Raw genomic sequence first — 14,477 nt, forward strand, 5'->3', positions numbered from 1 at the left:
TCCTGTACTATGGCGACCCTGATTTTTATAACTTTTTTCTGTGAGGGATTATGTTGAAACGGATCTTTTTTTTAATGATTTTTGTCGTCACGCAAGCCATGAGTTCAGTATTCACCCCTACTGAAGTCCAGAGTTTAAAACGAAATTTTTTTGCAAACATTCATTCCAATGGGGCAATAGTAGCCTCACCATCCCAGGTCAGCCCCAATTATTATTATGACTGGGTACGCGATTCTGCTATAGCCATGACCCTGATTGAACATTGGTATGAATCAGCACATTCAGAAAAATACAAACAGCACCTGTTACACTATGTTTCATGGACAAGAACCATTCAACATCGTGATGATCCTATTCCCGGCCAGGACATTTTAGGTGAGCCAAAATTCTACATTGATGGTTATCCCTTTGATGGCCCATGGGGAAGGCCGCAAAATGATGGCCCAGCGCTGCGCGCCTCGGTTTTAACACGTTTTGCTCAGCAATTGCTCGACAACAACGAAACAGAATATGTAACTCAAAATCTCTACAATCCAAGCATGAATCCACAAACTATGGGTGCAATTAAAATGGATTTGGAATACACCGCCCATCATTGGCAGGATGCGAATTTTGACCTGTGGGAAGAAATCTTTGGCCATCATTTTTTTACAGCCATGGCTCAGCAGAAAGCGTTGATTGAAGGCGCAGCCCTTGCCCACAGGCTTAATGATAAACAAGCCGCTGTTTTTTATGAGCTGCAAGCGCGTTTAATCAGTGAGCGTTTAAAACAACATCTGGATCGCAACAACAAGCTGATTAAAGCTACCTTGCCACCACATCCAGGGCCACAAAAAACCTTGGAACTCGACTCATCCGTAATCCTGGGTATTTTGCTCAATCCACAGGAGAAAGGTCCGTTCTCCCCTCACCATACTTATGTCAAAGGTACGGTGAACGCTTTGCATCAACAATTTAATTTAATGTTCCCCATTAATGACAACCAGCCCGGAGCTATTTTGTTTGGCCGCTATCCAGGTGATACTTATGATGGTTATCAGACTGGCAGTACAGGAAACCCATGGTTTATCCTTACGGCAACTATGGCTGAGTATTACTATACGCTTGCCAATAAGCTCTCATCTGAAAATGGAAATAAATCCTTAATTACCAGCTATCTGAAGACAGGCGATAATTATTTAAAACTGATTAAAACCTATGCCCCAGATATGAGTTTAAGCGAACAAATTAATTTAAACACCGGCGTTCAACAAGGAGCATACTCTCTGACCTGGAGTTATGTTTCGGTCTTACGTGCTATTGATTTGAGAGCAAAGATAGAAAAAAAGCTGGAATAGCTAGTGTAGCCCGTATTAGGCGTAGCCGTAATACGGGAATTAGCTCATTGCCACTTCGATCCCGGCTGCAAGCAGACCGGGCTACACACCGTGCTATTTCGGAACAACTTCACCCGATCTACGTCGTCCTGAGCGCGTCTTTTTGCGCGAAGGATCTCCCGAAAGCGGCATGGTGCCAATTTGATCCCGGCTGCGAGCAGACCGGGCTACACGCACAATCCGGGTTACTACCACATTGGCACGGTCTCTCGGAAACCCCTTGACCTCGCCTGTCTTTTAGGGCGTTGTGCGCTTAGGACGCGCACACCGAACGCATGGATGCAGGTTTCCCTAAAAGACAGGCGAGGTTAAGGGGTTTCTTGCACAGGACTTTCATACTCGAACTTATTAAAGTGCCACTTCGATCCCGGTTGCAAGCAACCGGGCTACGGGTTCTTAACTTAAAACGGCATCCTTTGACACCTTATCCAATGCTTCGTCTTCGCGTCCTAAAAAGCGTAATGGTTTGCCTGACATTACGTAATTTTCGATGTGCTCCAAGCTTATATTTTTGGTTTCCGGCATGTAAAAATAGGTATAAATCAAGCCCAGGAAACAAATGATGGCATAAAGGGCAAAAGTGAACTCTATTCCAAACATGTTATGCAAAATAGGGAAACTGAAAATAACTACTGTGTTAAAAGTCCAGTTGCTCATTGCGGACAAGCCCATACCAGCACCACGCACATGCAAAGGGAATATTTCTGCCATCGCGATATGAGGAACAGGACCTATGCTGATAGCGAATGAAAAGATATAAACAGTTAAACAAATAACTGATAAATAGGGAAGCCAGACAACCTGGTTTACTGAAAACATACATAAGGCAAAAAGGCTGAGACAGGTTCCAGTAAAGCCAATCAGCAATAATTTGCGGCGACCTAATTTATCAACACATAAAATTGCGATAACAGTAACCAGTAAATTAACAATACCTATCCCCATAGTTGCCAATATCTGCCCTGTTGTACTGTCCAGGCCTAAATTCTTGAAGATTTCCGGGGCAAAATAAATAACGACATTGATACCACTTAATTGCTGCAGGCAAAACAACATAGTGCCCAACATCAGAACAGGTAACAATGGTCTTCTGAACAGCAACAGCCAATTACTTTTCTTAGGCTCATGCGCCAGAGTCGTTTCAATATCCCGCAACTCATGATCTATGACCTGGCTTTTACGTAATCTTCTTAAGGATTTAGCCGCAGCATCGCGTTTACCCACACTGCATAACCACCGCGGAGATTCTGGCATAAACAAAATACCTATGCTCAACAACAATGCCGGCAAGGCACTTGACGCAAACATGGTTCGCCAGGCCTGATGCTCGATTAACAGATAATTTACTGAGTAAGAACTTACAATCCCAATAGTCATGGCCAACTGATAAATAGCCACTACAGCACCTCTGGATTTGGGTGATGCTGTTTCCGCTAAATACAGAGGAGTCAGCACTGAAGCCATCCCAATCGCCAATCCCAGAATTAAACGTGACAGGACTAATATGCTAATGGAGTCAGCAAGCCCCGCCCCTAAAGCTCCGAAAAAGAACAGGCAGCCTGCAAAGGACAACAAAGCGCGACGTCCGAAACGTCTGGCACCTTTCAAAGCCATGAACATACCAATCAGCATAGCACCCAATAATGCCCCAAAGGGTAAAGCTGAAGCCATCACGCCTATGTGAGTGGCTGTTAAATTAAAATGATTTTTCACAAGATCCAGGGAACCCGCAATGATACCCTCATCATAACCAAATAAAAAACCGGCAATTGAACCTATTATCGCAACAACCCAAGCCATGCTTAACTCCTTGTTCAAGTCTTTCTATCGACTGTCTTAGCCTAGTAAATAATGGCGTTACTGAAAGAATGTGTAGCCCGCATTAGCGCCAGCGTAATGCGGGAAAGCAGTACCACGCCATCCCGGATTACGGCTATCGCCTAATCCAGGCTACACCTTCCTTAAAGTATCACCTCGTTAAACCGACAAACACAGTTCAGTGATTAAAGACCAATCGCCATTAGTCACTGCCTGTTCTGGTACTATCCATGAACCGCCTACACAAGATACATTAGGTAACGTCAGATATTCTTTATAGTTCGTTGCGTTAATCCCTCCAGTTGGACAAAATCGGACATCAGGAAAAGGTCCCGCAATAGCACGCAGCATCGGTATGCCGCCAGCCGCAGTTGCGGGGAAAAATTTAAAATGGGTATAACCACAATCAAGGCCAGACATCAATTCAGAAACGCTGGATACACCTGGAATTAACGGAATAGACGCTTCTCGTCCAGCCATTAACAAGGCATGAGTTTGCCCAGGGCTAATAGCAAACCGGGCACCAGCCTCAATGACTTGCCCTAATTGATTCGGATTGGTTACAGTGCCTGCACCAATCAATGCATCAGGAAAACGATCCGTCAGTAACTGGATGGCTTGTACTGCAACCGGAGTTCTCAGCGTTATTTCCAACACCTGAATTCCACCAGCAAATAATGCACTGGCAAGCGGAATAGCCTGTTCCAGATCGTTTATTACAATCACCGGAATCACAGGAGATGCGTTAAATATTTTGGCAGGTTGCACAGCCCAATCAGGAAACGACATCATATTCTCCTATTAATGATTGTTTTAAGTTCAGCGCTGCCCCTAATATGCCGGGTTGGTCTGCCGTAATAACAAAAGTAGGAATCAAGGCATTAAAATCACTAAAACGGCCTTTGTCTTCAAAGCGGGTACGAAACTCACTATGGGGCATTAAGGAAAGTAAACGCGGTACAATGCCACCAGCAATATAAACACCCCCGAAAGCACCAAAAGTTAATGCGAGATCGCCTGCATACGTTCCAAGACTTGCAAAGAACTGGCTCACCGCATCACGGGCTATAGAACATTCCTGACTTACAGCCAAACGAATAATTTCAGCTGCTTTCAAGGCTGGGCGTTCCTGCTGTTGATATGCGGCAATGGCTTGATATAAATTTTCCAGGCCATGGCCAGACAACAAGCGCTCGTAAGAGACATGCGTGTATTTGTTTTTTAGAAAAGTGTAGATAAACCATTCCTGTTCGGTTTTAGCGCCCCAGTCAGCATGGCCACCTTCGCCGGCATAAGCAGTATAAATACCCTGATTGCATGCCAGCGAAGCAACACCAAGCCCGGTGCCTGCGCCAAGTACCACCTTCATTTTAGCGGTGCAGACATACCCATTACCAATTTGCAGTTGTTCATCTTGTGCCAGAGCAGGAATACTCATCGCGATGGCATTAAAGTCATTAAGCACCTGTAAACGGGACAAGTTTAAATTATTTTTCAATGCTTTCACTGAAAATTGCCAATGGCAATTGGTCATACAAATACAGTCATCAAGTACTGGACACGCAATGGCAATTGCTGCCTGAGTAATTTCCTTCAGGGCATGAGTGCTTTGATAGGCCATGAATACAGACTCTATACTGGCAAAATCGGCGCAGGTATATATTGCTATTTTATCCCGGTGTAAATTAAGCAGGTTGACACGGGCAAAGCGGGCAAAAGTTCCACCAATATCGGCAACAATTGCATAGTGTTTTAAATCATCATGCATCATAACAATGTTCTTTCCCTATAAACAAACTACAGGCTCCTTGCTCTGCCCCGGTGAACTGAGCTTTTAAGCTGCCAAAAAGCTCACGCCCCATACCATAAGAATTCTGCTTAACCTGTTCCGCGTTTAAAGTAGCCGCTTTTCGTAAGGCTAATTCTTCATCAGAAAGTAAAAGCTGCAAGATACCGCGATTTCCATCCATTAAAATCATGTCCCCTGTTTCTACTTTAGCAATCAGGCCACCATCAACTGCTTCCGGTGTCACGTGGATTGCTGCGGGAACTTTGCCTGATGCACCAGACATACGTCCATCAGTAACCAGCGCCACATGAAACCCTCTGTCCATCAATACCCCAAGCTTTGGAGTCAGTTGATGCAGTTCAGGCATACCACAAGCTTTAGGCCCCTGAAAACGCAATACCAGGACACAATGCTTGTTGAGCATACCGGCCTGAAATAACTGTTCAAATTCAGCCTGACTCGTGCAAACAACTGCCGGCGCTTCAATCACCTCTTTCCCTGCGCCAAGCCCGGAGGTTTTAATAATCGCCCGCCCCAGATTACCACTGAGCACTTGTAATCCTCCTTGTGGTTTAAATGGTGCGGCGGTGGCGGTTAAGACTTCAGGATTGCTTGAAGCAACGGGACCATCAAGCCATTTAAGCTGATTATCCTCTAATACTGGCTGTTGCGTATAACGCTCCAAGCCATAACCCACCACCGTATTCACATCGTGATGAACCAATCCTGCATCCAGCAATGTCCTGACAAAATAAGCCATTCCTCCCGCACGCTGAAAATGATTGATATCAGCCTGACCATTGGGATAAATGCGGGTAATTAAAGGAGTTACTGCTGATAATTGTGAAAAATCATCCCAATTAATTGTATAACCAGCCCTTGCCGCTATGGCAACCAGATGCATGGTATGATTCGTTGAGCCTCCTGAGGCAAGCAACCCGACTATGCCGTTGACAATACTTTTAGCATCAATCATTTGTCCAATCGGCATGTAGTGATCATTTAAATCGGTTAATGACAGAACTTGTACTGCAGCGGCCTTGGTTAACTCATCACGTAGTGCGGTACCTGGATTAACAAATGACGAACCCGGTAATTGCAAACCCATCAATTCGATAATTAACTGATTGGAATTGGCAGTGCCATAAAAAGTACAGGTTCCGGCTGAATGGTAAGAGGCAGCCTCTGCTTCAAGAAGGGCATTTTTATCCGCTTTACCCTCAGCATATAACTGACGGATTCGTGATTTTTCCTGGTTGGATATTCCCGAAGGCATTGGGCCTGCTGGTATAAAAATAAAGGGCAAATGCCCAAAACTTAAAGCAGCCATTAATAAGCCAGGGACTATTTTATCGCAAATGCCTAATAACAGGCCACCGTCAAACATGTTATGGGACAAGGCTATAGCCGTAGACAGTGCAATAACATCTCGGCTCAATAAGCTTAATTCCATTCCGGGCTGACCCTGAGTGATCCCATCACACATGGCTGGGACTCCTCCGGCAAATTGTGCGACTCCGCCAGCAGCAGAGATTGCTTCTTTAATCCGGTCTGGAAAAGTGACATAAGGCTGGTGTGCTGAAAGCATCTCATTATAAGCCGAGACTATAGCAATATTGGCTTTTACATCACCACGCAAAGCAGTTTTATCTTGTTTGGCGCAAGCCGCAAAACCATGCGCCAAATTACCGCAGTGAAGCGCACCGCGCTGTGGCCCTGTAACGCGGGCTTTGGCAATATGATCCAGATAGGATGCCCTGCCTTTCGCACTGCGTTCAGAAATAGTTTGAGTGACCTTGGCTACGACCGGATGCATAAGTATTCCTTATTGTGGTGCGTACATGACCTGAACATTAGCATTCGTATTATTTAAAAATGCACTTACAGGCATAATGCCAGGATCACGTTGCGCTAAAGCCTGACTCAGTACAGAACGCTTCTTTTGCCCAATTAACTGGATGAAAATAATACGGCTATTAATAAGCCTGGGTTTGGACAAAGAGATTCGTTTATGGCGCGCTGTTTTAGGTTGAATATAAAGTAGTGCTTTTGCTTCGTCATTCAAGGCCGAAGCCAATTCATCACTACAAGGAAACAAAGAGGCAGTATGCCCATCTTCTCCCATTCCCAGAATAACGGCATCAAAGGTAGGTAAGGAAGCAATATTGCTCTCAACTGTATCTAAATGATTGGCCGAATCACTCTGACCATCATACAAACTGATAAAGCGAGCTTTTTCAGCATGATGCTGTAATAGAAAATCTTTGACGAGACGTTCATTGCTATCGGCATCATCAGCTTTGACACAGCGCTCATCGGCCAGGGTTACAGTCACTTTATCCCAGGGTAGAGGGGTCTGAGCCAAAAGTTTAAATAACTCAACTGGAGTTTTTCCTCCAGAAACAACCAGGTAGGCATGATCACGTAAGGCAATGGCCTCACATAAAATATTTTTAAGCTGATTTGCCAAATCCGTATTTAACAACTGTGCATCACTGAAGCTATAAAGTTGCATTCTGTTTATCCCAAATATGAGCCTGACCATCAAATAAAGTGACCACTTCAGCAGGTCCCCAGGTTCCGCAAGGGTAGGAATGAAGCGGTGAACGATTTACATCCCATGAATTTCTGATCCCATCTATCCATTTCCACGCCTGTTCAATTTCTTCTCTGCTTACAAACAAATATTGATTGCCCAGCATGACTTCGAGCAGCAATCGCTCATAAGCATCAATGATGCGAGGCGCATTACTCACAGCGCTGAAGTTTAAATCCAGTTTGGATTCCTGTAATTCCATACCATCCCCCAACCCCGGAACTTTACTCATAATACGAGTTTCCAGACCTTCGTCAGGCTGCAAGCGGATAATTAATTGGTTAGGGGGCAATTTTGCTGTAAATTGATGAAATATATTATGCGATTGATGCTTAAAATAAATGACGACTTCACTTTGCTTTTTCGCCAGCCTCTTTCCTGTCAACAAATAAAAAGGTACCCCAGACCAGCGCCAATTATCAATATAGGCTTTAATCGCTACAAAAGTCTCGGTATCAGACTGTGGATTCGCTCCCTCCTCTTCAAGATAACCCGGGATTTCTTTTTCGTGGGCTAAATGAGCAGCATATTGGGCACGAACCGTGTGAGTACAGACATTGCCTTCATTAATTGGCCGTAATGATTTTAATACTTTTAATTTTTCACTGCGAATATCTTCCGATGCCAGACTTAAGGGAGGATCCATCGCGACCAAGGCTAATATCTGCAATACATGATTTTGCAGCATATCCCTGACCTGGCCAGATTTGTCGTAGTAGTCCCAACGCCCTTCAACCCCTATTTCTTCAGCCAGGGTGATTTCAACTTTATCGATAACCCGATGATCCCAGTTAGAAGAAAAAATGGAATTGGCAAAGCGCAGCACTAAAAGATTTAACACCGTTTCTTTACCCAGATAATGATCAATGCGATAAATCTGATTTTCTGCGAAATAACGAGCCACTTCATCATTAATCGCTTGCGATGATTCGTGATTCTGGCCTATTGGTTTTTCCAGAACCACACGCGAAGGCTGCGTGGTCAAGCCTAATAAAGAAAGCCCATGACAGGTTTGGGCATATAAGGCAGGAGGAATGGCAAAATAGGAAATGGCAACATGTTGTGCAGGCTTCACATAATCTGCCAGTTTCTGAAATGCATTAAGATCAGTGAAATCAAGCGAGCAGTAAGACATTCTTGACGTCAAGCGGAGCCATAGTTCTTCATCAATAGTATCCGCTAAAAAACTTTGTACTTTTTTCTTTATCAAATCAAGATAAGCAACCAGAGATAATTCTTCCCGACCACAACCAATAATTTGCGTTTGCGGATGAAGTAATTGAGCGCGTTCCAATTGATACAGAGCCGGCAATAACTTACGGCAGGATAAGTCCCCCAAAGTGCCAAACAAAATAAAATCACAGGGATATTTTGAATCTGTTTTTTCCAGCATTGGTTATCCTAAACATTTTATAAAATCCGGTTATGGCGCAAGTTTGCGTAAGCCCTATGAAATTGCTTCGATTTTACATCACTCTATTCAAGCGTCAATCAAAATTAAAGAGCTAAAATTGCAAAACCTGATTTTTATGCTATATCAAATAAATAAACATTTATTCAACATGGTTTTAATTTGCTAATTATGGAATTAAGGTCATCAACAGGAGACTCTAATGCTTAATAAGCGATTTTCAGAACGACTGAATAGAGAGTTAGACAGTATTGGTGTCCCGGAAGCTACTCCTGAACGCATAGACGCGCTTTCCAAGCTGATTAAAGTTCCCAAATTCAAGGCTGAAGCCCTGCTTAATGGCATCACCAATCCTGATGATGCTTTATTAAATACCTTGGCAAGAGAACTTGAGGTCAATGCAGATTGGTTATTGGGTAAAAGTGATTCTAAAGGAGCCCACTAGGGTGTGAGGACACACCCTAGCCATGAAATCGATGATTTAAACTGATAGGTTTTGCATTTTTTTCAATATATTCGATAATTTTTCCCGCAATATTGATACCTGTTGCCTTTTCGATGCCTTCAAGACCTGGTGAGGAGTTTATCTCCAAAACCAGGGGACCATGATTGGAACGAATTAAATCAACACCCGCTACTTTTAATCCCATGGTTTTCGCAGCACTAATGGCAATGGCTCGTTCTTGTGGTGATAATTTTACTTTCATTGCTTTACCACCCTGATGGACGTTAGCCCGAAACTCTCCGTCTTTAGCCTGACGCTTCATGGCAGCAACTACCTTTTCTCCCACAACAAAACAACGGATATCGGTGCCACGAGATTCTTCAATAAATTCCTGCACCAGAATATTGGCATGCATTTCTTTAAAGGCATTAATAATGCTGACCGCAGATTGATGGCTGTCGGCCAGAATCACACCCTTGCCTTGAGTTCCTTCCAAAAGCTTAATCACTAAAGGAGCACCGCCCACCATATGAATCAAATCTTCCGTATCATCTGGTGACTGGGCAAAACTGGTCAAGGGCATGGGAATACCTTTGCGAGCCAGAACCTGCAAGGAACGGAACTTATCGCGAGAACGAGAAATAGCAATGGATTCATTTACAGTATAAATGCCCATGGTTTCCATATGGCGTAATACGGCGGTTCCATAATAAGTAGTTGAAGCGCCAATTCTTGGAATTACCGCATCAAAATGAGGTAAAGAAGCACCACCACGATAATGCACTTTGGGGTTGGAAGCCGCAACATTCATATAACAATATAAGGGGTTTATAATTTTAACCTCATGACCAGCCGCTTCCCCTTCCGCTTTCAGGCGCTTGTGGGAATACAAATTGGGGTTAGTCGCTAATATTGCAATTTTCATGAATGAATGGTTCCTCAATTTTATTATTATTGTTTCAACTAAAGCCTAGTTTAAAAAATAAAAATTCTCCTCCTATTTTAATAAAATATGAGAATTTAATTTTTCATGTTATTTAGGGGGTATTTAACTACTTATGAACAAAAGAATACATGCCCAATAACCACGGCCATTAAGTTCCGCCGTCCCGCGGACAAGCCGCGGGACGGCGGAGGGAGTATTGTTCATAAAAACCATACTGAAGCAGGAACTTACTTATTACCTTAAGAAACCAGTAACATATAGTCCTTGGCCAGTAAATCCGCATGATGGGGCGTTGTAAAGAATGCATTCAGTTCGCCTTGTGGATTAAACAGCATCACTGCACCACTGTGTTGCACATCATAATTTTGTGGATCAGGATCGTCTTTGTTCATCACTTTCGCATAGGCTATGCCCATTTCACGGGTCATCAGTTTTACCGACTCTTCATCACCTCTTGCCCCGTAAAAACTGCCATGGAAAGACTGAACATAATGTCCAAGCTTATCCAGATTATCGCGATCAGGATCTATGGAAATCATCACAACATGAGGTAAGTTCTTCGCACCTTTCTCTTCCAGAAGCCGATACATTTTACCCAGCTCCGCCATAGTAGTGGGACAGAGATAGCCACAATTGGTAAATCCAAAGAACACTAAAGTCCATTGCCCTTGTAAACTGGCATTATCGAAAGTCTTTTGATCGGTTCCAGTCAATGCAAATTGATTCACCGTTCTTGGGTTTTCAAGATAAGTACCATGAAACTGAGCCACATCTACTTTTTTCTTAAAATGAAGATGTTGTGATACAAAAATACCGGTGAATAATCCTGCCAGGGCCAACAAAATGGTTACAGTCAGAGTAACACCTTTTCTTTTTTCACTCATATTAACCCCTTATATATAGTGATCTATTAATAAAAATACAAATAAAAGCATCAAATACACGATAGAAAACCTGAAGGTTTGCATTGCCACCACCGGCTTTTCTGTGCGATACAACTTATGTGCCCAAAATAAAAAACGGCCGCCAAGTACTAAGGCGCCAACCAAATAAATCCATCCGCACATGCCAACAACAAAGGGCAATACGCTGACTACCAACAATAAAATGGTGTATAAATAGATATTCAATTTGGTAAATTGAATACCATGAGTCACCGGAAGCATTGGGATTTCAGCATGTTTGTATTCTTCAAAGCGATAAATAGCCAAAGCCCAGAAATGAGGCGGTGTCCATGTGAATATGATTAATACCAACAGCAGTGCTTGCGGATCCAACTGATTGGTCACAGCAGTCCAGCCTAATAAAGGAGGCGCTGCCCCTGCTAAACCACCTATCACTATATTTTGTGAAGTCGCTCGTTTTAAATAACCGGTATAAACACCCGCATAGCCGATTAAAGTAACAAAAGTAAGCAGTGCTGTCAATTTATTAACAAATGTGACCAGAACAACAATGCCAAGCACACCAATCACGAGAGCAAAGTATATTGCCTGGGTTACAGAAACACGCCCATGAGCAATAGGTCTCTTTTTAGTCCGTGCCATGATGGAATCAATGTGACGGTCAACCAAATGATTAATAGCAGCCGCGCTGCCTGCACAAAAACCAACGCCAAGCAAGGTGAACCCGACTAAAGATAAATTGATCCAGCCTGGTGTGGCCAAATACATACCGACCAATACGGTTAACAGCATCAGCAAAACAACACGTGGCTTACAGAGCTCTAAATAGTCACGCCAATCAACAGCGCGTTGTGTTTGTGTATCAGTGATCATAAGTCACTCCCCTTCGGGTAAAATGTAAGGTGCAAAAGACGCAGGCAAGTAATAATGCAGCTATCCCATTATGGGCAACCGCGATATCAAGAGGCAATAAATAAACCACGTTCATTATGCCTAAAGTAAATTGCAGCAAGACGAGAAGCATCATTAAGGCAGCAGTTATTTTTAAATAGCGCGACCAGGACTTAAATAAAATCAATGTGCCAAGAATAAGCAGATAACTGGCAGTCAAAACAGCCCCTATCCGATGAATAAACTGAATGCTGACACGCACTTCATTATCAAGAACCCCGCCCTGATAGTTAGTACCAACAGACGCAAATAAGTTAAATCCTTTAGCAAAATGTAAAGGAGGCAGCCATTCCCCATTACAGGTTGGGAATCCAATGCAGGAAATACCCGCATAATTGGAACTAACCCATCCCCCTAAAGCAATCTGGAAGAACACTATAATAACGGCCAACCGTAACCAGATGCGCCATTGCGGCAAATCCTGTCCTTGTAAGGAACTCATTTGCAGACGAAAACGACTTAAACAGGCAACAATTAATATACCACCCAGTAAATGCCCCATAACCACTACAGGTAATAATTTCAGAGTAACCGTCCACATCCCCAAAGCGGCCTGGAATACGACCAGTACCAGTAACGCTACGGGCAAGTGCCAGGGAAGATTTTTTCCCTGATAGCGTTTACGCAACACACTAAAACCAATATAGAAAATGAGCAGGCCCAAGGTTCCGGCAACATAACGATGTGCCATTTCCGTCCATGCTTTTCTTGATTCAATAGGAATTTGCGGGTACTTGGTTTGAGCCTCCTGTAATCCAGACTCTGCTGAAGGAAGTACCATATGACCATAACATCCCGGCCAGTCAGGACAACCAAGGCCCGCATCAGTTAATCGAGTATAAGCTCCTAACATCACCACAAATAAGGCTAACAGGACAGCAACACTCGCCGCAATTCGAATTGATTTATTTTGCATTCGCTGTATCACCCTTGTTTTCTGATGTGTTCAGCAGCAGTTTCATGTCTTTATAGACATCGTCTGGATTAACGTTGGCTTTATAACCAAGAATCAGAAATTGTCCCGGATTGGCAATAAATATTCTGTCTTCGGCAGACAAAGAAGATAATTCTGCCTGTTCTTTTGCTGATAAGGTGGCAACATGAATGTCCTGATCTTTTAACACAGGCCGCATTTCTTCAGCCTGGGCAGCCGATTGTTCATCAAGAAGAAGCCATTCATCCACTTCATACAGTCTCCGCCCCAAAGCCAAACGCACGCGCGCCAACAGGTTTAATTGTTCCAGGCATTCCTTTTTGCATTGACCGGGGTTGAATAATACGATTTTCCATTTCGCTTTTTCATTAAAGGCTTTGAGTTCTAAAGACGGAGAGAGCAAAGTGCCCTTATTCACTCGTGTCGTTCCTAACCAGGATGGGTGCTGATAAAAAACATAGGCGGCTATGCCCGGAGCAGCAAACATAATCGTTAACAACAATAAAACATAATATTTAGAGGCGTGTTTCTTCATTTTTTTTCTTCAGATTTAAGGCTACAAATATAATCAGAATAACGAATGCCATAGCAAACCATTGCAGGGCATAGGCTAAATGCCGCTGCGGAGGCATGGATACTATCGCCCATTCACGCACAAATCCGTATGCATCTTGCTTGTCCATGCGAATAATAAACGGATAGACTTTTTTTTGCAAAATTTGGCTTAATAAATTTGTATCCAAAGCTTCAATAATTTTAATTCCATGTTGTTTTTCCTCTATGCCCTCACCCAGGAGCCATTGATTTTTGCTGGGAAAATAGGAACTGCCTTGAATTTTGATTGTTCCAGGCGGAATTTGAATTTCAGGGAACGATTGTCTGCTGTTATCACCTGGCACCCAGCCTCTGTCGACGATGAGAACCGTTCCATCAGCAAGCTGCAAAGGAGACAAGACATCATAGCCAAACTGATGCTGATGGTGCTGGTTATCTAAAAGAAAAACTTCTTTTAAATAAACACCTTCCACTTTGAGGCGTTGGTACTGTAAGGGTAATTGTTTGGTTTCATTCCAAAACACAGGCGCTTGTCTGGCGCGAGTTTCTTCCGCTGCCAGCATTGTTGCTTTTTCATCCGCCCGTTGTATTTGCCAAAAGCCCAGACGCGTAAATAAGGCAATAAACACGGTGGCGAGAACAATCATTATCCAATTTGGGGTGAAACGAACATTAAAACAGGTTAAACTAGGCATCGTTTATCAATTGCTCAAAAAGGTTGGCTAACTTCCGACTGAAGGCAGCAATTTCG

Annotated in this window: 14 protein-coding genes; 2 read left to right on the plus strand and 12 right to left on the minus strand. The window is 43.3% G+C overall.

Translation table 11 applies throughout. The annotated features are described in order from the left end of the window. The first annotated feature begins 74 nt into the window (after positions 1 to 74). On the plus strand, positions 75 to 1,337 hold the full coding sequence (locus B094_RS0106875; protein ID WP_018577071.1) for a glycoside hydrolase family 15 protein: 1,263 nt from the start codon (positions 75 to 77) through the stop codon (positions 1,335 to 1,337). Between the two features lie 435 nt (positions 1,338 to 1,772). Here the strand turns inward: B094_RS0106875 and B094_RS0106880 are convergent, their stop codons facing one another. The 6 genes from B094_RS0106880 to zwf all read right to left on the minus strand — a co-directional run bounded on the left by B094_RS0106880 (position 1,773) and on the right by zwf (position 8,972). Beyond that, a complete protein-coding gene (locus tag B094_RS0106880) occupies positions 1,773 to 3,176 on the minus strand; it encodes a sugar porter family MFS transporter (protein WP_018577072.1) in 1,404 nt (467 codons plus the stop codon). A 177-nt stretch (positions 3,177 to 3,353) separates the two neighbouring features. Further along, on the minus strand, positions 3,354 to 3,983 hold the full coding sequence (locus tag B094_RS0106885) for a bifunctional 4-hydroxy-2-oxoglutarate aldolase/2-dehydro-3-deoxy-phosphogluconate aldolase (protein ID WP_018577073.1): 630 nt from the start codon (positions 3,981 to 3,983) through the stop codon (positions 3,354 to 3,356). Beyond that, positions 3,970 to 4,965: a glucokinase gene (gene glk / locus B094_RS0106890; RefSeq protein ID WP_018577074.1), complete on the minus strand. Its 996-nt coding sequence runs from the start codon at positions 4,963 to 4,965 to the stop codon at positions 3,970 to 3,972. The genes B094_RS0106885 and glk overlap by 14 nt, the downstream gene beginning before the upstream one ends. Beyond that, positions 4,955 to 6,799, minus strand: coding sequence for a phosphogluconate dehydratase (edd, locus tag B094_RS0106895; protein ID WP_018577075.1), 1,845 nt, complete (start codon positions 6,797 to 6,799; stop codon positions 4,955 to 4,957). Before edd ends, glk begins: the two co-directional genes overlap by 11 nt. Positions 6,800 to 6,808: 9 nt before the next feature. Continuing rightward, positions 6,809 to 7,498: a 6-phosphogluconolactonase gene (pgl, locus tag B094_RS0106900; protein ID WP_018577076.1), complete on the minus strand. Its 690-nt coding sequence runs from the start codon at positions 7,496 to 7,498 to the stop codon at positions 6,809 to 6,811. After that, positions 7,485 to 8,972 carry a glucose-6-phosphate dehydrogenase gene (gene zwf, locus B094_RS0106905; RefSeq protein WP_018577077.1) on the minus strand — a complete coding sequence of 496 codons (1,488 nt, stop codon included), beginning with the start codon at positions 8,970 to 8,972 and terminating at the stop codon, positions 7,485 to 7,487. Before zwf ends, pgl begins: the two co-directional genes overlap by 14 nt. A 220-nt stretch (positions 8,973 to 9,192) precedes the next feature. Between zwf and B094_RS0106910 the strand changes: the two genes are divergently transcribed. Then, positions 9,193 to 9,435 (plus strand): hypothetical protein, encoded by a 243-nt coding sequence (locus B094_RS0106910; RefSeq protein WP_018577078.1) that lies wholly within the window; start codon positions 9,193 to 9,195, stop codon positions 9,433 to 9,435. Between the two features lie 16 nt (positions 9,436 to 9,451). Here B094_RS0106910 and rimK read toward each other — a convergent pair whose 3' ends face one another. The 6 genes from rimK to B094_RS0106940 form a co-directional block, all read right to left on the minus strand. Next, the gene (gene rimK, locus B094_RS0106915) at positions 9,452 to 10,360 is read right to left on the minus strand and encodes a 30S ribosomal protein S6--L-glutamate ligase (RefSeq protein WP_018577079.1); all 909 of its coding nucleotides are present in this window, start codon (positions 10,358 to 10,360) and stop codon (positions 9,452 to 9,454) included. Positions 10,361 to 10,620: 260 nt separating this feature from the next. Further along, entirely contained in the window at positions 10,621 to 11,265 is a 645-nt protein-coding gene (locus B094_RS0106920) for an SCO family protein (protein WP_018577080.1), read from the minus strand. A gap of 9 nt (positions 11,266 to 11,274) precedes the next feature. After that, a complete protein-coding gene (gene cyoE / locus B094_RS0106925; protein ID WP_018577081.1) occupies positions 11,275 to 12,159 on the minus strand; it encodes a heme o synthase in 885 nt (294 codons plus the stop codon). Further along, positions 12,149 to 13,153 (minus strand): COX15/CtaA family protein, encoded by a 1,005-nt coding sequence (locus B094_RS0106930; protein WP_018577082.1) that lies wholly within the window; start codon positions 13,151 to 13,153, stop codon positions 12,149 to 12,151. The genes cyoE and B094_RS0106930 overlap by 11 nt, the downstream gene beginning before the upstream one ends. Next, a complete protein-coding gene (locus B094_RS0106935; RefSeq protein WP_018577083.1) occupies positions 13,143 to 13,706 on the minus strand; it encodes a hypothetical protein in 564 nt (187 codons plus the stop codon). Before B094_RS0106935 ends, B094_RS0106930 begins: the two co-directional genes overlap by 11 nt. After that, on the minus strand, positions 13,687 to 14,421 hold the full coding sequence (locus tag B094_RS0106940; RefSeq protein WP_018577084.1) for an SURF1 family protein: 735 nt from the start codon (positions 14,419 to 14,421) through the stop codon (positions 13,687 to 13,689). Before B094_RS0106940 ends, B094_RS0106935 begins: the two co-directional genes overlap by 20 nt. Positions 14,422 to 14,477: the final 56 nt, after the last annotated feature.

Source organism: Legionella shakespearei DSM 23087 (genome assembly GCF_000373765.1).
Taxonomy (GTDB): Bacteria; Pseudomonadota; Gammaproteobacteria; order Legionellales; family Legionellaceae; genus Legionella; species Legionella shakespearei.